Origin of the sequence: Bacillus sp. S71, from assembly GCF_016625265.1 — a bacterium.
Classification (GTDB): Bacteria; Bacillota; Bacilli; order Bacillales; family Bacillaceae_G; genus Bacillus_A; species Bacillus_A cereus.
In genome coordinates, this window is sequence record NZ_JACVUW010000013.1 from 14,109 (window position 1) to 34,320 (window position 20,212).

Here is a 20,212-nt window from a genome sequence, read left to right on the forward strand (position 1 = left end):
TTTCACATGAGTAAACCACTTATTTTCGCTCACCGCGGAGTAAAAGGTACACATCCCGAAAATACGATGATTGCCTTCCAAGAAGCAGAACGCATTGGCGCTCACGGAATTGAACTCGATGTCCACTTATCAAAAGATGGTGAACTTGTCGTAATTCACGATGAAACCGTCGATCGTACAACAAATGGCGTTGGACTTATTTCGGAAAAAACGGTAGAGGAATTACAATCATTGGACGCTGGTAGCTATAAAGACCCTTCTTTCCATGAAGCAAAAATCCCAACGTTGCGTGAGGTTTTCATTTGGCTTTCCACAACGAACTTACAACTAAATATTGAATTAAAGACAGATGTTATTCATTACCCAAATATTGAGGAAAAAGCTGTTGCACTTGTGCGCGAATATCATCTTTCTAATCAAATTGTATTTTCATCATTTAACCATGACTCTGTTTCATTATTAGCAGAAATTGCTCCTGAAATCCCAAGAGCAATTTTATATGATACACCGATTGCTGATCCAATTGCCGAAGCAAAACAGAAAAAAGCAAGTGGATTACATCCAAACTTCCAGCTATTAACGAAAGAATTTGTGCAATTAGCACAAGAGCAAGGATATGTTTTCCGTCCATATACAATTAACGAATACAAAGATTTACAAACTATGATTGATTATGGTGTAGATGTCATCATTACCGATTGGCCAGCACGTGCCTTTGAGCTCCTTTCTTAATGGAAGGAGCTTTTTATTTTCGAAATTTCATTGTTTAAAATAAATGAAAACCCTCAATACTAATACAATAACGCTTGTATTAATGAGGGGCTGAAAAAAGATGGATCAGACTATGAATCCAAAACTTAAAAAATATAAACGTCTTTTCTTCACCGCAATGTTTTCTTGCGTCCTTTTCTTCGTTTTTTCTTTTTTTGTTATTATTATAGTCGCAAAAATTATGGGACCTCCTCCTGTTGCGGTCCCACAAACAAGCGTCTTTTACGCAAACGATGATACTGTTATTGGACAAAGTAATGAAATTCAAAAACGTTACAATGTATCTCTCAATGAAATTTCTCCTTATGTAAAAGAGGCGACACTATCTATCGAAGACCAACGATTCTACAAACATCACGGCTTCGATGTGAAACGGATTGCAGGTGCAATTGTTGCTGATTTAAAAGCGATGGCAAAGGTACAAGGAGCTAGTACAATTACACAACAATACGCGCGTAATCTGTATTTAGATCATGATAAAACGTGGAAACGAAAATTATTAGAGGCAATGTACACTGTCCGCCTTGAAGTAAACTATAATAAAAATCATATTTTAGAAGGATATTTAAATACAATTTATTACGGACATGGCGCTTATGGAATCGAAGCTGCGTCCCGTCTATATTTCGATAAAACAGCAAAAGATTTAACATTAGCAGAAGCTAGTATGCTCGCAGGTATCCCGAAAGGGCCAAGTGTCTATTCTCCCTTTTTGAAAGAGGATCGTGCTAAAGGACGACAAGCTCTCATCTTAGATGAAATGGTCGAACAAGGATATATTACGAAGCAACAAGCAGCATTAGCGAAGAAAGAGCCACTAACTTTTGCCTCATTAGATACGAAAAAAGTAGCAGAGGTCGCACCATATTTCCAAGATGCTGTACAAGCTTCGCTTCTTCGTGATGTTGGATTAGACGAACAAGCTTTACAACGGGGTGGCTTGCGAATTTATACAACGCTAGACCCTAAACTACAAGCTGTAGCAGAGCAAGCTGTAAAAGATCATATACCTGACACAACAAACATACAAACTGCTCTCGTCTCTATGAATCCAACGACAGGTGAAGTGGCTGCTCTTGTTGGCGGAACTGATTATACTACGAGTCAATTTAACAGGGCTACACAAGCCGTTCGTCAGCCTGGTTCTACATTTAAGCCATTTCTATATTATGCAGCATTAGAACGAGGATTCACGCCTGCTACGCGCTTAAAAAGCGAATATACTGTATTTACTTTAGGTGACGGCGTTTCAAAGTATAAACCAAAAAACTATAAAGATTATTATGCAGATGATTTTGTAACGATGGCACAAGCTCTCGCAGTCTCTGATAACATATATGCTGTAAAAACGAATTTATTTTTAGGAGATGACGCACTCGCAAAAACAGCAAAACAATTTGGAATTACAAGTGCATTAAAAGATGTGCCTTCTCTAGCTCTCGGCACATCACCCGTAAAACCAATTGAAATGGTTAACGCTTATAGCATGTTCGCAAACGGTGGAAAAGAAGTAAAACCTACTTTCATTCGCCGCATTATGGATCATGAAGGAAATATATTATACGATGCTCATTTAGAGAGTAAACAAGTTCTCGACAAGAGCAAAGCGTTTGTAATGGAAGAAATGATGACCGGTATGTTTAATAAGAAACTAAGCAGTTATGCTGCTGTAACTGGCCAATCGATGTTATCAAAATTATCAAGAACATATGCCGGAAAATCTGGTTCTACTGAAACTGATAGTTGGATGATCGGATTTACTCCGCAAATCGTAACAGGTGTATGGGTCGGATATGATCAACCTAAATCTATTTCAAACGTAGCAGAACAAGGATATGCGAAGAAAATATGGACTGATACGATGGAGAAAGGCTTAGATGGACAGCCCAAAAAAGAATTTAAACAACCAGGTGACGTCGTAGCGGTTAGTATCAACCCAGAGAACGGTAAAATTGCTACAAAAAATTGTCCTATTTCTGTGAAAATGTATTTCGCTAAAGGTACCGAACCGACTGAATATTGTATGGATCACGTCGATGATAAAGAAGAATTTGAAAAAACGACTGAAGAAAAGAAAAAAACAAGTTGGTGGAAAAAATATCTTCCTTGGTAAAAAAAATAGCTGACGGGCATCCGTCAGCTATTTTTTATTCACTTAATAATGCACGACGCAATTCTTCACTAGATTCGTTCCAAATCGCTTCATTATGTTCTTTCAAGAACGTACCAAGTACTTTTTTAGATGATTCATCCATATGGTCAACCATAATGTGACGCTTCATTGATTTATCCATTTTGTTTACGTGTTCTGGAAGTGATTTATATCCGCGACGAATTTCACGGTCTACTGTCATTTCACAAGCTGTTACACCTGCGTAATAAGCACCAGTTGCAGTTCTTTCAATCGTTACCCAAACAAGCCAAAATGGTTTTCCGTTTGGAACTTCATCTTTATTTGTTAAAAACTTAATACCTTTTTCTACTGTACTACGCGCATGCATCGCACCGATATCAACGAATGCGGTTTTCTCTAGTACATCAACAAATACAGGTGAAATGTTTTCTAGGCTTAATGCCCCAACACCAAATCCACCATGTCCATCTGTTGAATCATTTTTCACGATATTAAAACCGATTTTTTTCTTTTTCTCTGTCATATGTAAAATCCTCCTCACTTAAAAATTATAAAAGGCCAAAAATAGGCGCAATGATACTTTGTAAAAACATTAATACATGCGGAATAACTACCTGGAAAATAGGTTGAATTGTGTAATTACTAAGCGGTGTAATAACGAGAATTAATAACGCAATCGCTCCATATTTTTCATACTGTGTCATTTTCGCGCGAATATTTGCTGGTGCTAAATCTTCCACTACACGATACCCATCAAGTGGCGGGATCGGTAATAAATTAAATACAAGTAAAACAATATTTAACATAATAAAGAGCTCAAAAAACTTTCCTAATGTTTCAGCTACTGCAACTGGAACTGCATCTAACACTCCAAATACTGCTAAGCTATACAAAATAATTAAACCAATTGCACTTAAAATTAAGTTACTAATCGGCCCTGCAATTGAAACTAATATGCCTGCAAGACGCGGTCTTTTAAAGTTATATGGGTTAACAGGAACCGGTCTTGCCCAACCGAATCCAAGAATTAATACTGCAATCAAACCGATAGGGTCTAAATGAGCCATCGGTGATAACGTTAAACGCCCTTGTCTCTTTGCTGTATCGTCCCCAAATTTATATGCAACATATGCATGTGCAAATTCATGAACGGATAATGCAATAATAATCGCCATTGCTACCAACGGAATTTCGTGCAATGGATATCTAAATAACTGATCCATACTTCATCTCCTCTTCCATATGTCAAAAAAAGAAATTATTTGTTTTTTCGATTGTTCTTCCCCATAATCCGCTATAATAAGAGTGTAACTTACATAAAAGGAGCGATTGTACATGCCATACGTAACAGTGAAAATGCTAGAAGGACGCACAGAAGAACAAAAGAAAGCTCTTGCTGAGAAAGTAACAGCAGCAGTAAGCGAAACAACTGGTGCTCCTGAAGAAAACATCGTTGTTTTCATCGAAGAAATGTCTAAGAATCATTATGCAGTTGGCGGAAAACGCTTAAGCGACAAATAATTTCAAGTTTTTCATAAGAAGCAGCCACTAGCTGCTTCTTATTTCTTTCCTTCTAACAACTCAATAATTCTCTCTTTATATTTTCCTTTTCTTCCATCTTCATAGATTAAATCATGTGGATAGAATAGCTTTTGGTCCGTTCTTTTCTTACCTGTAATCGCCTCAACAATATCCGATTCACGTGAAAGCTCTCTAAGCTCTCCGTTTGGCATAAGAAGTAGGATTGGCAAACGCTCTTCTTCTTCTCCTGCACGATAAAAGTCATACGGTAAGTCTGATGTTGAATCAACTACTAAATAATACTCCGGATCAAGTCCAATCTTTTTAAATAAACTACTTAATTCCATCCAATTATCTAAACCGTGTTTATCTGTAAACTCTACATATTTAAATAGATTTCGATTCATAAAACGGCGGCATAAATCGCTTAAAATTGGATCTTCTTCTTCCTGCCATACTTGGAAGTAGTAATACATAACGTTCTCGTCTAACTTTAAATAATCCTCTACTGTTACTTCTTCTTCAAATAAAGAATAGAAATGAACAGGATGATTTTTAAATGTATAATACTTCTCGTGCAGTGATTTAGCACGGTGTAAAATCTTCGTTAAAATAACTTCTGCACTTCGCGTTACCGGGTGGAAATATACTTGCCAATACATTTGATAACGACTCATAATGTAATGCTCAACAGCATGCATACCACTATTTTTAATGACTACTTGATCCCCATACGGGCGCATTACACGCAGTATACGTTCCATATCGAAGTTTCCATACTTTACGCCTGTAAAATAAGCATCTCTTAATAAATAATCCATACGATCCGCATCAATTTGGCTCGAAATCATACTAATTGCTAATTTATTAGTAGACGTTTTTGCAATTACATCTGCTACCTTTTGTGGAAACTCCTTATCAACACGACTTAATACATCATTAATCTCCGTATTGCCAACAATAATCTTTTGCGTAAATTTCTCATGATCTAATGAAAATACTTTTTCAAACGAGTGAGAAAATGGGCCGTGACCGACATCATGAAGTAATGCCGCACATAAACATAACAATCTATCTTCAGCATTCCAATTTGGTCTGCCATCAAACACATCATCAATCATACGACGAATAATTTCGTATACACCTAACGAATGAGTAAAGCGACTATGCTCTGCACCGTGAAATGTAAAAAATGTCGTTCCAAGCTGCTTAATACGGCGCAAGCGTTGAAATTCTTTCGTTCCGATTAAATCCCAAATAACACGATCACGCACGTGCACATATTTATGTACTGGGTCTTTAAACACTTTTGTTTCGCTGAGTTTGTCGTTTAAATATACCACTTTCCGACATCCCCCTTTCTTTACTACATTCTTACTTTATATTATAAACGAAATGAGAAACAGAAAGAAATGAAAGACTGTATTAATTACCTTTATAAAAAGAAAAAATCACCTTTACCGAAGTAAAAGTGATTTCCTTTATACATTATTTACCTAAAACGAATTCAGCAACTTCGTCTAAGATCATATCTTTCCCTAATGGGAAGTAACCTTTGTTTAAGTCTTCATTTTTAATTGTGAATACGTGGTTGTTTTTAACAGCGTTCATGTTTTTCCAAATTGATTCTTCTTGGAATTCTTTTAAGCGCTGAGAACCGTCACCAGTTGTAAATACGAATAAGTAATCTGGGTTGTAATCGATTAAAGCTTCTTTTTGTACTTGTACTAGTGGTTTATCAGTTGGTGTACCTTTAACTGCTGGTAGTTTTAAATCATTAAAAATTACGCTACCGTAACCGTAGTCACCGTATACGCGGAAAGCATTTGGATACGCAGCCATTTTCATGAATGTTGCTTCACCAGTTTTAGCGACGATTTTGTCATGTAATTTGCTTGCTTTTTCATCATACTTTTTGAACCATTCTTTTGTTTCTTTTTCTTTACCGAAGATTTGACCTACTTCTTCGAATTTTGGACGCCATTGATCTAATGGAGTGTTTAACATAACTGTTGGTGCAATTTTAGATAATTGATCATAAATCTTTTCTTGACGATTATTTACAAGAATTAAATCTGGTTTTGCAGCAGCTACTGCTTCGATGTTAATTTTATCGCCCCAAGCAGAACCAACTGGTTTAACGTCTTTTAGTTTCTTTTCAATATGTGCATCAATTTTTTCTTGAGATGTATTAGCAGTAATAACCGGTTTCATACCGAAAATTAATAATTCTTCTGTTGAACCACTAAGGTCAGCAATTTTCTTTGGGTTTGCAGGAATTTTAATTTCCCCTTTTGCATGTTTTACAGTGCGCTCTTCAGTCTTTGCATCTGCTTTCTTTTCTTCTTCTTTGTTAGAACAAGCAGCAAATAGTACAGAAGTCACAACTAATACCATTGCTAATAGTGCCATTTTAAAATTCTTCATGTTCCCACTCCTTCTAGCTGTATTTATCTTATAAGTTGCAATGAACTATAAGAAACGAAGATAACAATTAATCAATATATTTTTATTAATTGTTGTTAATACCCCATTCTAACGGGCGTTCAACTTCCCATTCTTATATAAGAAGCTCAACGTCCATTAGAAGTCCCCCCTCTTCACGAGGGGGTTCTACTTATGCTTTTTTACGCAATTGATTACTAATCATCGCTAAATCATATGTTAAGCAAATTGGCTTACAGTTTACTGGACATGGAACGATTTGAGCTTCAATCTCAAATACGTTACGAAGTGTTTCACTTGTCATAACTTCATCTGGCGTTCCTTGTTTCATTAACTTACCTGCTTTTAATGCAATCATATGATCTGAGAAACGAGAAGCGTGGTTCAAGTCATGGATAACCATAACAATCGTTCTACCTTCTTCTTCATTTAACTTTTTCAATAAGTTTAATACTTCTAATTGATGAGCCATATCTAAGTACGTTGTTGGTTCATCCAATACAAGTAATTCTGTTCCTTGTGCAAGAGCCATTGCAATCCAAACACGTTGACGTTGACCACCAGATAGCGCTTCTGCTGGACGATTCGCAAATTCTTTCATTCCTGTCACTTCAAGTGCCCAGTTAATGTAGCGATAATCCTCTTCTTTCAACGTGCCAAACCCTTTTTGATGAGGGAATCTTCCGTATGACACAAGCTCAAATACAGTAAGACCCGTTGGTACTTCTGCAGTTTGTGGTAAAATCGCCATTTTCTTTGCAATTTCTTTCGTTGGCTGTTTCTCAATTGCTTTTCCGTCAAGATAAACAGTACCTTGTTTTGCCTTCAAAATACGAGACGCCGTTTTTAATAATGTGGACTTCCCACAACCATTTGGCCCAATAATTGTTGTAATTTTCCCTTCCGGAATTTCAACTGTTAATCCATCAATAATTAAACCTTCATTATAGCCAACAGATACCGCATCAACCGCTAAAGTTGCCATACGAAAAGCCTCCCTTTATTTTGTCCTCATAAGTAAATAAATGAAATACGGTGCACCAATTACAGAAATAACAAGACCGACTGGTATTTCTGAAGTTGTTAGTACACTTCTTGAAATTACGTCCGCGAATAAAAGTAAAAACGTTCCTATTAGAGCAGCTGTGGGCAACATGATTTGATGTTTGCCACCAACAAGGCGCCTTGCTAAATGCGGGGCCATTAAACCGATAAAGCCAATTCCACCGGCAACAGCAACAGATGCACCCGCTAAACAAACTGCAATAAATAATAATTTACGTCTTTCTTTTTCTACATTTACACCAAGGCCAACTGCTGTAGAATCGCCTAGGTTCATTACATTTAATATGTGTGCTTTACTTATAGCAAGCGGTAAGAAAATAACCATCCATGGAAGTACACTTAATACGAATTTCCAATCTGTACCCCATAGACTTCCCGCCAGCCAAATCGTAGCAAAACGAAAATCGTTAGATGTCATCTTCATAGAGAAAATTAAACTAACAGCTCCAAATCCAGCTGCAACGGCAATACCGACTAGTATTAATCGAGTCGATGAAACGCCGTCTTTCCATGCTAATAAATAAATAATTACCGCTGCTAATATCGCTCCAACTAGTGCGAAAAATGGAAGAATGAATACAGATAAAAATGTACCAGTCCCTACTTTCCCGAAGAAGAAGTAGACGAATATAACAACTGTTAATCCCGCTCCAGCATTAATCCCTATAATACCTGGATCAGCAAGTGGATTTCGTGATAAACCTTGCAAAATCGCACCTGACATAGCTAAAGCAGATCCGACTAGTATAGCAATTACCATACGCGGCATACGGAATTCAAATAAAATAACAGACTGATCTTCAGCCCCTAGTCCAACCAATGACTTTAATACGTCCATTGGGGGTATTTTAAAAGTTCCTGTATTTAAACTAATAAGAAATATAGAAACGATTAGTCCTACTAAAATCGTTAATATAGAAATGTTCTTTTTTGTTAAGACACTCGTCCTCACATCTTTCCTCTCCCTTCATTACGTGCTAAGTAGAGGAAGAATGGAACCCCAATTAGCGCTGTAATTGCTCCAATTGGCGTTTCAAATGGCGGGTTAATAACGCGAGATAACATATCTGCACATTCAATTAACAGCCCGCCTAAGACCGCAGAACATGGAATAACCCATCTATAGTCCGAGCCTACAAGGAAACGAGTCATATGCGGGATTACAAGACCAACAAACCCTACTGATCCTGCCATGGAAACTGCGGAACCCGTTAAAACAAGAACAAGTACTGTTCCGATAAATTTAATTAATGTCGTATTTTGACCAAGTCCAATTGCAATTTCTTCACCGAAGCTCAAAATTGTAATATATCTCGACATCATAATTGCGATAAAAAGACAAACAAGGCCAATTGGCACTAACATATTAATACTTTGCCATTTCACTCCAGCAACTCCGCCTGCATTCCACATGCTCACCTCTTGGGCAAGATTAAAATACAATGCGATTCCAGATGAAATTGCCCCTAATAAAGCACTAATAGCTGCACCTGCTAAAGCTAATTTCACAGGTGTTAATCCACCTGGTGAAGAAGACCCAATTCCATATACAATGCTTGCACCAAACGCAGCTCCAATAAAAGATGCGATAACAAACATTAAATAAGGTGAATTAGGGAAAAATGCATACATAATTGCAATTCCAAATACAGCCCCATCTGTAATTCCCATTAACGATGGTGAAGCAAGTGGATTTCGCGTCATGCCTTGCATAATTGCTCCTGATACCGCTAAAAAGGCACCTGCAACTACGCCCCCTATTGCTCTAGGCATGCGAAGCTCTTGAATTACGTTATGATGTGTAATAGATCCATCAAACTGAAATACAGCTTGCCATACAGTCTTTAAACTAATATCTGCAGCCCCAAAAGAAATAGAAACTGCCATGCTTAAAGCTAACAAAACTGTACCCGCTACTAAAATAATAGAAGCGATGAGCGGTCTGCTCTTAATCTCTTTAACATTCTCTTCTTGCTGTTCTATACTGCTTGCGCTCGCTTCCATCCCTCAACCATCCTAACCAACAACATATATTTATTAAAATGAAATTTATTCTCAAATAGTAATAAAAAAATTAGGTGAATTGTTATTTTCCTGATAATGATTCTCAGAATCAGACACTTCTATTCTACCTATCGCTTTAAAAGACTGTCAACCATTATTTTGAAATATAAATTTATATAAATTGGAACTTTAATACAAAAGTTATATCCATCCTTTAGAAAACGTTCGTCCACACAAGAGTACTTTCGCAGAATAAATCTTTCCTCTTATGGGCATAAAAAAAGAAGAGTAATCTTTTCACTCTTCTTTTTCTTACTTATTTAACTTTGCTTCAATTTTTACGATTAACTCATCTTCTGTTGGAGCCGCAACTGGACGGTTATTTACAAATGCGAATGATTTTTTACGACCAGGACCACAGTAAGACTGACATCCAACTTCAATCGTTGCACATGAATCTACTTTTTTTAACTTCGGAACTAACGTTTTAACGTTCGTTGCCTGACAGTCATCGCACACGCGAAATTCGTTTCCCATTATATAACACTTCCTCTATTTTAAACTTTTCTCAAGTTCGTTTAAAAATAAACACTAAATGGTATTTTACCGCTCTTTGAAGCTCGTTGCAAGTTTCCCTACAAAGCCTATTCTCTACATAATGCTACATATTTATATGCTCTCCTACAGAAGCGCTCACCATTCATGGGAAAATTTTTACCTTTCATCGAAATCTACCATATTTTTAAAAGCTTTGTATAAAAGTTTATTTTTTTGCCCATTATAAAAATAGGAAGTTCATAAAAAGAAAGGGAGTTGAATCTATGAAAGTAAGACAAGATGCTTGGACAGATGAGGATGATTTATTACTTGCTGAAACGGTACTTCGTCATGTTCGAGAAGGAAGTACGCAATTAAATGCATTTGAGGAAGTAGGAGATCAGTTAAATCGTACATCTGCTGCTTGTGGTTTCCGCTGGAATGCTGTCGTTCGCTATAGCTATGAACAAGCTCTTCAACTAGCAAAAAAACATCGTAAAGATAAAATGCGTGCTGCAAGCGGTGAACAAGCGAAAAAACGTTTACTTTATACACCACCAGCTTCAGATTCGATAACTGATTATGAAGAATTAGTACAAGAGGAATCAATCGTACAATATAAAGAAGCTATTCCATATCAAGAATCTACTGCTCCTGCTGCAAGAAGCTCTATGACAATGCAAGATGTTATTTATTTTTTACAAACAGTCGGATCTTCAAATATAAAAGTGACAGCTCTTGAAAACGAGAATACGAGATTGAAACAAGAAATTAAAGCACAAATCCTTCGGAATGAGGAACTAGAAAAGAAACTAGAAAAGTTAGAAAAGCAATCTCATACTGTACAAGAAGATTACGAAACACTTATGAACATTATGAACCGAGCTCGTAAATTGGCAGTCATGGATGACGAAGAACGTTCTCAAACATCTTTCCGAATGGACCGAAACGGTAATTTAGAAAAAATTGCAGAATAAAAAGGATGCATGTAATGCATCCTTTTTATTATTTCACCTTTAAGCTCCCCCTTTATATGTGAGAAAACTCCATTCTTCATTTTTTGCTATAATAGAGATTGTCATTTTAAAGATAAGGGGTTAGTTATATGAGCAATTCCCGTTCCATTTTATCTCAGCCAGAGTGGCGCATTGTAGATCAGTCTAGTTTGGGACCAACATTCCACGCACTTCAGTCATTCGCAATGGATGACACATTATGCACAAGCATTGGAAATGGCAAGTCAGCCGCAACAATGCGTTCTTGGGTTCATCACAATACAATTGTCCTTGGCATTCAAGATTCACGCCTTCCGCATTTAGAAGAAGGGATTTCTTTTTTAAAACAACACAACTTCAATGTTATTGTTCGTAATTCTGGCGGGCTTGCAGTCGTGCTTGATGAAGGTGTTTTAAACGTATCACTTTTATTCCAAGAAACAGAAAAAGGTATCGATATTGATCTTGGATACGATACGATGTGGCATTTAATTAAGGAGATGTTAAAGGATTACAACGTTACTATCGAGGCAAAAGAAATTGTTGGCTCTTACTGTCCTGGTAGTTATGACTTAAGTATTCGCGATCAAAAATTCGCTGGTATTTCACAACGTCGTATTCGCGGCGGTGTCGCTGTCCAAATTTATCTCTGTGCTACCGGAAGTGGCTCTGAGCGTGCCGCACTCGTTCGTGATTTCTACAACCTAGCAATTCAAGGAAAAGAAACACGCTTTACGTACCCTGAAATTGTACCAAGTACGATGGCCTCACTCTCAGAATTACTTGGCGAAACCATTACAGTACAAGATTTAATGATGCGTCTTTTAAAAACATTGCAGCAATTCGCTCCAAAGTTAACACCATCTCAATTAACAATAGATGAGATTCCTTTATATGAGACGAATTTACAACGTATTATTGATCGTAATAATAAAGCACTTGGCTTAGAAAAATAAAAATGACCACCCTAAGGGTGGTCATTTTCCATACTAATTCATTTTAGAATTAAAGTGCTTGAGCTGCTGTAATTAAAGCTAACTTGTACACTTCTTCTTCGTTACATCCACGAGACAGGTCATTTACAGGCATGTTTAAACCTTGTAAGATTGGTCCTACTGCTTCGAAGTTACCTAAACGTTGAGCGATTTTGTAGCCGATATTACCAGCTTCTAAGCTTGGGAATACGAATACGTTAGCATCACCTTTAATTGTAGAACCTGGAGCTTTTTTCTCAGCTACAGATGGTACGAATGCAGCATCGAATTGGAATTCTCCATCTAAAGTTAACTCAGGAGCCATTTCTTTTGCAATGCGAGTTGCTTCTACAACTTTTTCTGTTTCTGGAGATTTCGCAGAACCTTTTGTAGAGAAGCTTAACATAGCAACGCGTGGATCAATGCCGAATAACTCAGCAGTTTTCGCACTTTCGATACCGATTTCAGCTAAATCTTGGCTGTTTGGTGCAATGTTAATTGCGCAATCAGCGAATACATATTTCTCTTCTTCACGTACCATGATGAATACGCCAGAAGTTTTTGTAACGCCTGGTTTTGTTTTAATAATTTGAAGTGCCGGACGAACTGTATCAGCTGTAGAGTGAGCTGCACCACTTACTAAACCGTGTGCTTTGCCCATGTATACAAGCATTGTACCGAAGTAGTTTTCGTCTTTAAGGATTTTGCGAGCGTCTTCTTCAGTTGCTTTACCTTTACGGCGTTCAACGAAAGATGCTACCATTGCATCCATTTCTTCGTATGTAGCTGGGTCGTAAATATCAACGCCTGCTAATGTTAAATTCATGCTAGCAGCTTTTGCGCTAATTTCTTCCTTATTACCAACTAAGATTGGTTTTACCAACTCTTCTTTTGCTAAACGCTCTGCAGCGCCTAAAATTCTTTCATCAGTTCCTTCAGGAAGTACGATAGAAATGCCTTTTCCTTGAACTTTTTCTTTTACTGTTGTAAATAAGTTGCTCACGAATAAACCCTCCTACATATGTTAAAAAACTCTATCTTTAAGAATACTGCTTTTCTTCTATATTTTAAACTTATAGCTCCCAAAAAATAGATAAAATAAAAATGATTATATTTTCATAAAATTCAGCCGTTAAATTCACCTCGCTTAAACACTTAAATGTGACAATTTTATGCGCCAAGGTTTTATATAGATGATTTTAAAACTATATATGCTATAGTTAACGTGTAAAACTATCATTAACTGAGGTGAATAGAATGAGTGAAGCAACAACAACGTTAGATGGCTGGTATTGTTTACATGATTTACGTTCTATTGATTGGGCTGCATGGAAAACATTATCTAGCGACGAACGCGGACAAGCAGTGTCTGAATTTTTAAATGTCGTTGAAAAATGGAACGAAGTAGCTACTGCGAAAAAAGGTAGTCACGCAATGTATACAGTTGTTGGTCAAAAAGCTGATATTATGCTTATGATTTTACGTCCAACAATGGAAGAGTTAAATGAAATTGAGACAGAATTGAATAAAACAACATTAGCTGAATATATGGTTCCTGCATATTCTTACGTATCTGTTGTTGAACTAAGCAACTACCTTCCAGCTGATGAGGATCCATATCAAAATCCACAAATTTTAGCTCGCTTATATCCTGAATTACCGAAAGCAAATCATATTTGCTTCTATCCAATGGATAAGCGTCGCCAAGGTGATGACAACTGGTACATGCTTCCTATGGAAGAGCGTAAAAAAATGATGTACAGTCACAGCAAGATTGGTCGCCAATACGCAGGGAAAGTACGCCAAGTTATTTCAGGATCTGTTGGATTCGATGATTTCGAGTGGGGCGTAACATTATTCGCTGACGATGTTCTTCAATTTAAGAAACTTATATATGAAATGCGATTTGATGAAGTAAGTGCTCGTTATGGTGAATTCGGAACATTCTTCGTTGGAAACATCTTACCAGACGAAAAAGTAGAGAAATTTTTACACATATAATATTGAAAAAGGGACGAAATTCGTTCCTTTTTTTATTTCCCTCTATATTTCTCCTCAAAAAACTCCTTTTTCCCGCAAATTCGAACAAAAATCGACAAATTCCTTACAAAATTGTAACTTTTCTATATCCAAATTCATGCTAAAATGGTACGAGCTATATGCTAATAACGATGCGAAGGTGATAATTTATATGAAGAAAATCTTGTCTATTTTACTAGCGCTTCTATTGTCAATTTCTTCCTTAGGAGTAACAACATCCCATGCGGAAGAAAAAATACAAATAGAAGCTGCTGCTGCACTTCTATTTGATGCAGATACAGGGAAAATACTGCATGAACAAAACCCAGACGAACTGCTAGCTATTGCTAGTATGTCAAAATTAATTGTTGTTTACGCTGTTTTAGAAGCAATTAAAGAAGGGAAAATTACTTGGGATACGAAAGTAAATATTTCCGATTACGCTTATGAAGTCTCACGTAATAATGAATTCTCTAACGTACCATTTGAGAAAGGACGTCAATATACTGTAAAAGAATTATATCATTCTATTGTTATATTCTCTGCAAATGGATCTAGTATTGCTTTAGCAGAGCTACTTGCAGGAAGTGAGAAAAACTTCTTAAATCTTGCAAATGAACATGCAAAAAAACTAGGGTTAAAGAAATATAAATTTGTAAACGCTACTGGTTTAAATAACGCTGACTTAAAAGGGAAACATCCCGAGGGTACTGATCCAAATGCAGAAAACTCTATGTCAGCTCGCGATATGGGTATACTTTCAAAAGTAATGATTACAAAGTATCCAGAAATGCTAGAGGATACAAAACAAAGATTTAGAAACTTCCCAGACAATCATCCAAAACCAATTCGTATGGAAAACTGGAACTGGATGTTACCAGGAGCTGCCTTCGCTTATGAAGGTACTGATGGTTTAAAAACAGGAAGTTCTGATACAGCTGGATATGGATTTACTATTACTGCGAAACGCGGTGATTTACGTCTTATCTCGGTTATTATTAAAACGAAATCAATGGACGAGCGCTTCACAGAATCTCGTGAATTAATCGAATATGGATTTAATAACTTTAAAAAACAAAAGCTCAAGGTTGATAAAAATAACACAATCTCTGTAGTAAAAGGGAAAGAAGATCAAGTAACGGTTGCACCTGAAAAAGAAATAACAGTAATTGCGAAAAAAGGTAGCAAAGATCCTTATAAAATTGGGACTGAATTAGATAAATCTCTTGCTGAAGATGGACATTTAGTTGCTCCTGTTAAGAAAGATGCTAAAGTAGGCTCAATTACTTTAGCATCAACTGATAAATATGGTTTCTTAGACGGTAGTAAAAGTATGAAAGTTACTGCAAAAACAACAGAGGAAGTTGAAAAAGCAAATTGGTTTGTGCTAACAATGCGCTCTATTGGAGATTTCTTCTCAAACTTATGGTCTAAAGTATTTTAATGATGAAAAGCTAGCTCACGCTAGCTTTTTTTATTTTCCTCTCTCAATGTAAAACTTCGTTTGGTTGTCATATCTGAGTCCTTTTTCTCATACGTATGAACTAGTAATTGTTCCACACTTCATCTAGAAATAAACCTCTTTCCAAAAGGTATTACAAAAAGAGAGGTGACACATAATGGGTGTTATTGCTTATAACGAAGCAGATGTAAAGTTGTTAGCTAGACTGATGCGTGCTGAAGCCGAAGGAGAAGGGCAACAAGGAATGTTAATGGTCGGAAACGTTGGGGTAAATCGTGTCCGCGGAAATTGTTTAGACTTTAAAAGTATTCGTAATTTACGTCAAATGGTGTATCAAAATCCTGGTGGTTTTGAGGCAACACAAAAAGGATATTTTTATCAAAGAGCCCGTGAACAAGATATCGCCTTAGCAAGGCGAACTATTCAAGGACAACGTTTTTGGCCCGCTAACTTTGCCTTATGGTTCTTTAGACCTGAAGGTCCTTGTCCACCAACTTGGTATAACCAACAAAACTCTGGTCGCTTCAAAAAGCACTGCTTCTTCCAACCATCTGGTGAAGACTGTCCTAGCGTATATTAAGAGATGAAAATGAGGAGGGATTTTTGAATGGCACAGCAACAAAATCCGTACTATGGAACAGGTTTTTATCAACCATCTGGAACTTATGTCCAACCACAACAAATGACTCAACAACAACAGCAAGCAATGCAACAACAAACAGCTCAAGCTGCGCAAGCTCAATATGCAATTTCTCAAGGCATGTTACCTCTAGAGCAATCCTATATTGAAAATATCCTTCGTTTAAACAAAGGTAAGCAAGCTACAGTTGTAATGACTTATGAACGTGGCAGTTCCCTTGGTACACAATCTTATACAGGTATTATTGAAGCAGCCGGCCGTGACCATATCGTTATTAGTGAACCGCAATCAGGAAAACGCTATTTACTATTAATGATCTACTTAGATTACGTAGAATTTCCAGAAGAAATTACGTATTTACCTAGTCAACAAGCAACTTATACTCCAAGACCATAAAAAAAGCTGGCAAATGCCAGCTTTTGTTTTTTATAATCCTTTTACAACTGCAGTCCCTACTAGAATCCACGCCACAATAAACGCTACACCACCAAGAGGTGTAATTGGGCCAAAGAACTTAATGCCTGTCGTACTTAATGCATACAAACTACCTGAGAACATAATAATCCCAGCTACCATTAGCCAACCAGCAGTAGTTAAAAGTGATGATTGAACCTTATCCATCAATAAAGCAACTACGAATAATCCACCTGCATGAAACATCTGATATGTAACGCCTGTTTTCCAAACTTCTAACATTTTCGCAGAAATTTTATTTTCTAAACCGTGTGCTCCAAAGGCCCCTAACGCAACAGATAGCCCCGCTGCAATACAACCTAGTAAAAAGAAAATTTTCATCTTAATTCCCCTTTTTTACCTTTATCATAAGCAATTTTTTCATATAAGCCAAACGATTTAATTCTTAAAAATCAAATAAAGAATTACCATTTGCACCTTCTTCTTTTATATACACAGGTTCTCCAGAAACTGGTATAACTGGTTGAACTGTTGTTATAGGCTGTGATCCAATTACTTGCGATTGAATTTGCGGCTCCCTATACGTAGAAGATTCAACCTGTTCATCTAATAGTAAATCGCATAAAGCACGCACAACTAATAAATGTTCTTTTGACTTTTGTCCTTCGCTACTTTTTGCCTTCGCAATTTCATTCGCCATTTTATTTAAAATCTTGTCACTAGATATTTGCATTCCTTATCACCTCGTACTTTGTAATTCTTTCTCAAATTGTCCCAGTTTCTCTACTGAACCAAATACTATTATCATATCATGTTCTTGTAGTTTTTCCTGCCCTGTTGGATTATGTATAATATTCCCATTTCTTGAAATCGCTAATATCGTTACATCAAACTGATTCCTTACATTACTCTCTAGTAACGATTTACCGACTAGTATTGAATCTTTGCCAACTAGAATTTCTTCAATGACAAATGACTGTTCTACTCCATACAACACTGTATCAATATAATGAACGGTTAATGGATTTGCAATACCTTTTGCTATATGAATACCTGCCATACTAGATGGATTAATAACCTTATTTGCACCAGCACGCCTTAATTTCTCTTCAGTTTCTGGCTTTTCAGATCTCGCCACAATTTTAATCGTATCGTTTAATCCTCTTGCTGTTAATGTAATAAATACATTTTCGGCATCATTTGCAACAATAGCAACTAAACCAGCTGCTTTTAAAATTCCGGCATTATGTAATACTTGATCTTCCGTTGCATCTCCATGTACAAATAAAAGCTTTTCCTGCTCCAATATACTTTCATCTTTATCAACAACGACAAATGGAATATTCTTTTCTTGCAATTCATGTACAACTTGAAGCCCCACTCTACCGCAACCACATACTATAATATGATTTTTCAACTGCGCTATTTGTTTATCCATCTTCTTCCTCCGTACTGCATGAAATAAATTCCCTTCAATAATCATAGCTGCCACTACCCCAATTGCATACGTAACAATACCTACACCAACAGGAATAATAAGGAGCGCAAATACTTTCCCTGCTTGCGTTACAGGAACGGCATCTCCGTATCCAACAGTCAATACAGTAATCATCGTCATCCAAAATGCTTGAAACAAACTAATCTCTTCAATTGTCATAAATCCTATCGTTCCTAGAATTACAACAAAAGTCATACATATAACTGCTATCCATAATTGCTTACGTGCATTCATACCGTGTTTCAACTCTTTTCTCTATCTACAATCTTTGCCAGTGGAAATAAAATACGTATATACTAGATACGGAATCTATGAAAGAGGTTGATATAATGAAGACATTTCTTTCCGCCTTACAATGGGCACTATTTATTTTAGCTGGAAGCCTTATTGTACCAATTAGTGTCGCAACTAGCTATGGTCTTGATGGCGCTGAAGCCATTGCATTCGTACAAAGAACATTATTTGTTCTAGGCTTTGCTGGTCTCTTGCAAGCTATATTTGGGCATAAACTTCCTATTCAAGAAGGTCCTGCTGGCCTTTGGTGGGGAATTTTCTCCCTTTACGCAAGTTTAGGCGTCGTATTATTTGGATCAAGCAATGAGACACTTAAAGTTCTTCAATATGCTTTCTTATTAAGCGGTATTATTTGTATTATTCTTAGCGTTTTTGGACTTATTGATAAACTCGTTCGCTATTTTACACCGACAGTCATTGGAACGTATTTATTTCTTCTTGTCGCGCAACTCAGTGGCTCCTTCTTAAAGGGAATGTTTGGCCTTGATGGAAAACATACAGAAGTACAACCTAACGTATTTATTCTTTCACTCATTGTTATTTTACTATCCTTTTTCATCATGAAGCTACCTATTATTGGACAATATTCCGTTCTTTTCAGTATCATATGCGGCTGGATATTATTCGCATGCTTCGGATTATCTAATCCAATAACACCAGTGACAGACATAATCCGTTTTCCGTCCTTATTTGTTTTCGGCATGCCTCGTGTTGAATGGAACATGGTAATTACGGTCATATTTGTTACACTCTTACTTCTAACAAATATGTTAGCAAGTATTCGCGTTGTACAAAAGGTTGTCTCTAAATATGAAGAAAATGCTGCATCAGATCGTTTTAAACAAGCCGGCATTATAACAGGAATCAACCAATTGCTAGGCGGCCTGTTTTCAGCTATTGGGCCTGTCGCTATTTCTGGATCAGCAGGTTTTATTGCAACGACTAATATTTATAAACGTCTCCCTTTTATATTAGGATCAAGCTTTATTATTGTCGTTAGTATATTCCCAAAGATTACTTCATTCTTTGCAGCAATCCCTGTTGCAGTTGGTTATGCCGCTATTTATCCTGTATTCGCAAGCATGATTGGCCTCGCCTTTCGAGAATACGAAACTGTCCAGGATAAAGAACAATTATTTAAAGTAGCCGGTCTTTCAATCTTCACAGGAGTCGGAGTTATGTTTGTTCCAGCAGGAGCATATTCCACACTTCCACCATTTCTAGCATCGTTTTTAAGTAACGGTCTCGTTCTTGGATCTGTAATGGCCATTTTGCTAGAAATACTATTTTCTCGTTCCACAGCAAAACAAATATCGTAAATTGGAAAACTTCCATTATTGCACTCTACCTTTAGAGTTGTTACGATAAAATCAAACTTGAATCATTGGGGTTTTATCCATCCCCAATGATTATTAACCGATATTATGAGCAACACACTC

General features: G+C 36.7%; 22 protein-coding genes. 10 read left to right on the top strand and 12 right to left on the bottom strand.

Translation table 11 applies throughout. From position 1 onward, the window contains the following. The first annotated feature begins 6 nt into the window (after positions 1-6). Both IBT51_RS22325 and IBT51_RS22330 read left to right on the top strand, forming a co-directional pair. A complete protein-coding gene (locus IBT51_RS22325; RefSeq protein ID WP_088022135.1) occupies positions 7-732 on the top strand; it encodes a glycerophosphodiester phosphodiesterase in 726 nt (241 codons plus the stop codon). A 100-nt stretch (positions 733-832) separates the two neighbouring features. After that, a complete protein-coding gene (locus IBT51_RS22330) occupies positions 833-2,884 on the top strand; it encodes a transglycosylase domain-containing protein (protein WP_088022134.1) in 2,052 nt (683 codons plus the stop codon). Between the two features lie 34 nt (positions 2,885-2,918). Here IBT51_RS22330 and IBT51_RS22335 read toward each other — a convergent pair whose 3' ends face one another. Next, entirely contained in the window at positions 2,919-3,428 is a 510-nt protein-coding gene (locus IBT51_RS22335; RefSeq protein WP_000136683.1) for a YwhD family protein, read from the bottom strand. A gap of 25 nt (positions 3,429-3,453) precedes the next feature. Further along, positions 3,454-4,128, bottom strand: a complete 675-nt coding sequence (locus tag IBT51_RS22340; protein WP_000372443.1) for a site-2 protease family protein — start codon at positions 4,126-4,128, stop codon at positions 3,454-3,456. Positions 4,129-4,240: 112 nt separating this feature from the next. Between IBT51_RS22340 and IBT51_RS22345 the strand changes: the two genes are divergently transcribed. Next, entirely contained in the window at positions 4,241-4,426 is a 186-nt protein-coding gene (locus IBT51_RS22345) for a 2-hydroxymuconate tautomerase (protein WP_001147171.1), read from the top strand. Positions 4,427-4,464: 38 nt separating this feature from the next. Here the strand turns inward: IBT51_RS22345 and IBT51_RS22350 are convergent, their stop codons facing one another. From IBT51_RS22350 to IBT51_RS22375, 6 genes are all read right to left on the bottom strand, one after another. After that, positions 4,465-5,769, bottom strand: coding sequence for an HD domain-containing protein (locus IBT51_RS22350; RefSeq protein WP_000262741.1), 1,305 nt, complete (start codon positions 5,767-5,769; stop codon positions 4,465-4,467). A 145-nt stretch (positions 5,770-5,914) separates the two neighbouring features. Beyond that, the gene (locus tag IBT51_RS22355) at positions 5,915-6,853 is read right to left on the bottom strand and encodes an ABC transporter substrate-binding protein (RefSeq protein ID WP_000787724.1); all 939 of its coding nucleotides are present in this window, start codon (positions 6,851-6,853) and stop codon (positions 5,915-5,917) included. A 190-nt stretch (positions 6,854-7,043) separates the two neighbouring features. Continuing rightward, positions 7,044-7,856, bottom strand: coding sequence for an ABC transporter ATP-binding protein (locus IBT51_RS22360; RefSeq protein ID WP_000212068.1), 813 nt, complete (start codon positions 7,854-7,856; stop codon positions 7,044-7,046). Between the two features lie 15 nt (positions 7,857-7,871). Continuing rightward, positions 7,872-8,888: a FecCD family ABC transporter permease gene (locus tag IBT51_RS22365; RefSeq protein ID WP_001260757.1), complete on the bottom strand. Its 1,017-nt coding sequence runs from the start codon at positions 8,886-8,888 to the stop codon at positions 7,872-7,874. Next, entirely contained in the window at positions 8,885-9,940 is a 1,056-nt protein-coding gene (locus tag IBT51_RS22370; protein WP_000388296.1) for a FecCD family ABC transporter permease, read from the bottom strand. Before IBT51_RS22370 ends, IBT51_RS22365 begins: the two co-directional genes overlap by 4 nt. A 312-nt stretch (positions 9,941-10,252) precedes the next feature. Then, complete coding sequence (locus tag IBT51_RS22375; RefSeq protein ID WP_000526079.1) at positions 10,253-10,477, bottom strand: YuzB family protein; 225 nt, start codon at positions 10,475-10,477, stop codon at positions 10,253-10,255. A gap of 284 nt (positions 10,478-10,761) precedes the next feature. Between IBT51_RS22375 and IBT51_RS22380 the strand changes: the two genes are divergently transcribed. Together IBT51_RS22380 and lipL are read left to right on the top strand one after the other, a co-directional pair. Continuing rightward, the gene (locus IBT51_RS22380) at positions 10,762-11,454 is read left to right on the top strand and encodes an RsfA family transcriptional regulator (protein WP_000868358.1); all 693 of its coding nucleotides are present in this window, start codon (positions 10,762-10,764) and stop codon (positions 11,452-11,454) included. 128 nt (positions 11,455-11,582) lie between these two features. Next, complete coding sequence (lipL, locus tag IBT51_RS22385) at positions 11,583-12,428, top strand: octanoyl-[GcvH]:protein N-octanoyltransferase (protein WP_000071945.1); 846 nt, start codon at positions 11,583-11,585, stop codon at positions 12,426-12,428. A gap of 49 nt (positions 12,429-12,477) precedes the next feature. Here the strand turns inward: lipL and pta are convergent, their stop codons facing one another. Beyond that, positions 12,478-13,449 (bottom strand): phosphate acetyltransferase, encoded by a 972-nt coding sequence (pta, locus tag IBT51_RS22390; protein WP_000067215.1) that lies wholly within the window; start codon positions 13,447-13,449, stop codon positions 12,478-12,480. Positions 13,450-13,703: 254 nt separating this feature from the next. Between pta and hemQ the strand changes: the two genes are divergently transcribed. The 4 genes from hemQ (at position 13,704) to gerQ (ending at position 16,963) form a co-directional block, all read left to right on the top strand. Then, positions 13,704-14,447 (top strand): hydrogen peroxide-dependent heme synthase, encoded by a 744-nt coding sequence (hemQ, locus tag IBT51_RS22395; protein ID WP_001287595.1) that lies wholly within the window; start codon positions 13,704-13,706, stop codon positions 14,445-14,447. A gap of 190 nt (positions 14,448-14,637) precedes the next feature. Then, on the top strand, positions 14,638-15,909 hold the full coding sequence (locus IBT51_RS22400) for a serine hydrolase (protein ID WP_200458671.1): 1,272 nt from the start codon (positions 14,638-14,640) through the stop codon (positions 15,907-15,909). 175 nt (positions 15,910-16,084) lie between these two features. After that, positions 16,085-16,507 (top strand): cell wall hydrolase CwlJ, encoded by a 423-nt coding sequence (gene cwlJ, locus IBT51_RS22405; RefSeq protein WP_000538155.1) that lies wholly within the window; start codon positions 16,085-16,087, stop codon positions 16,505-16,507. A 27-nt stretch (positions 16,508-16,534) separates the two neighbouring features. After that, complete coding sequence (gerQ, locus tag IBT51_RS22410; RefSeq protein ID WP_000068652.1) at positions 16,535-16,963, top strand: spore coat protein GerQ; 429 nt, start codon at positions 16,535-16,537, stop codon at positions 16,961-16,963. Positions 16,964-16,993: 30 nt separating this feature from the next. Here the strand turns inward: gerQ and IBT51_RS22415 are convergent, their stop codons facing one another. The 3 genes from IBT51_RS22415 to IBT51_RS22425 all read right to left on the bottom strand — a co-directional run bounded on the left by IBT51_RS22415 (position 16,994) and on the right by IBT51_RS22425 (position 18,713). Next, complete coding sequence (locus tag IBT51_RS22415; RefSeq protein ID WP_000688315.1) at positions 16,994-17,362, bottom strand: DUF423 domain-containing protein; 369 nt, start codon at positions 17,360-17,362, stop codon at positions 16,994-16,996. A gap of 64 nt (positions 17,363-17,426) precedes the next feature. Beyond that, a complete protein-coding gene (locus IBT51_RS22420; protein WP_001167346.1) occupies positions 17,427-17,714 on the bottom strand; it encodes a YwdI family protein in 288 nt (95 codons plus the stop codon). A 6-nt stretch (positions 17,715-17,720) separates the two neighbouring features. After that, positions 17,721-18,713, bottom strand: coding sequence for a potassium channel family protein (locus IBT51_RS22425; RefSeq protein ID WP_000993985.1), 993 nt, complete (start codon positions 18,711-18,713; stop codon positions 17,721-17,723). A 95-nt stretch (positions 18,714-18,808) separates the two neighbouring features. Here IBT51_RS22425 and IBT51_RS22430 point away from each other — a divergent pair, with 95 nt between their 5' ends. Next, complete coding sequence (locus IBT51_RS22430) at positions 18,809-20,092, top strand: purine/pyrimidine permease (protein ID WP_000847031.1); 1,284 nt, start codon at positions 18,809-18,811, stop codon at positions 20,090-20,092. Positions 20,093-20,212 lie beyond the last annotated feature (120 nt).

Excerpts from the sequence above, each read along its gene's own strand:
- hemQ (WP_001287595.1), top strand. The coding sequence starts at position 13,704 with ATGAGTGAAGCAACAACAACGTTAGATGGCTGGTATTGTTTACATGAT.
- IBT51_RS22340 (WP_000372443.1), bottom strand. The coding sequence starts at position 4,128 with ATGGATCAGTTATTTAGATATCCATTGCACGAAATTCCGTTGGTAGCA.
- IBT51_RS22420 (WP_001167346.1), bottom strand. The coding sequence starts at position 17,714 with ATGCAAATATCTAGTGACAAGATTTTAAATAAAATGGCGAATGAAATT.
- IBT51_RS22400 (WP_200458671.1), top strand. The coding sequence starts at position 14,638 with ATGAAGAAAATCTTGTCTATTTTACTAGCGCTTCTATTGTCAATTTCT.
- IBT51_RS22375 (WP_000526079.1), bottom strand. The coding sequence starts at position 10,477 with ATGGGAAACGAATTTCGCGTGTGCGATGACTGTCAGGCAACGAACGTT.
- IBT51_RS22325 (WP_088022135.1), top strand. The coding sequence starts at position 7 with ATGAGTAAACCACTTATTTTCGCTCACCGCGGAGTAAAAGGTACACAT.
- IBT51_RS22345 (WP_001147171.1), top strand. The coding sequence starts at position 4,241 with ATGCCATACGTAACAGTGAAAATGCTAGAAGGACGCACAGAAGAACAA.
- IBT51_RS22415 (WP_000688315.1), bottom strand. The coding sequence starts at position 17,362 with ATGAAAATTTTCTTTTTACTAGGTTGTATTGCAGCGGGGCTATCTGTT.
- IBT51_RS22370 (WP_000388296.1), bottom strand. The coding sequence starts at position 9,940 with ATGGAAGCGAGCGCAAGCAGTATAGAACAGCAAGAAGAGAATGTTAAA.
- lipL (WP_000071945.1), top strand. The coding sequence starts at position 11,583 with ATGAGCAATTCCCGTTCCATTTTATCTCAGCCAGAGTGGCGCATTGTA.
- IBT51_RS22330 (WP_088022134.1), top strand. The coding sequence starts at position 833 with ATGGATCAGACTATGAATCCAAAACTTAAAAAATATAAACGTCTTTTC.
- gerQ (WP_000068652.1), top strand. The coding sequence starts at position 16,535 with ATGGCACAGCAACAAAATCCGTACTATGGAACAGGTTTTTATCAACCA.
- IBT51_RS22425 (WP_000993985.1), bottom strand. The coding sequence starts at position 18,713 with ATGAATGCACGTAAGCAATTATGGATAGCAGTTATATGTATGACTTTT.
- IBT51_RS22355 (WP_000787724.1), bottom strand. The coding sequence starts at position 6,853 with ATGAAGAATTTTAAAATGGCACTATTAGCAATGGTATTAGTTGTGACT.
- IBT51_RS22360 (WP_000212068.1), bottom strand. The coding sequence starts at position 7,856 with ATGGCAACTTTAGCGGTTGATGCGGTATCTGTTGGCTATAATGAAGGT.
- IBT51_RS22380 (WP_000868358.1), top strand. The coding sequence starts at position 10,762 with ATGAAAGTAAGACAAGATGCTTGGACAGATGAGGATGATTTATTACTT.
- cwlJ (WP_000538155.1), top strand. The coding sequence starts at position 16,085 with ATGGGTGTTATTGCTTATAACGAAGCAGATGTAAAGTTGTTAGCTAGA.
- IBT51_RS22430 (WP_000847031.1), top strand. The coding sequence starts at position 18,809 with ATGAAGACATTTCTTTCCGCCTTACAATGGGCACTATTTATTTTAGCT.
- IBT51_RS22335 (WP_000136683.1), bottom strand. The coding sequence starts at position 3,428 with ATGACAGAGAAAAAGAAAAAAATCGGTTTTAATATCGTGAAAAATGAT.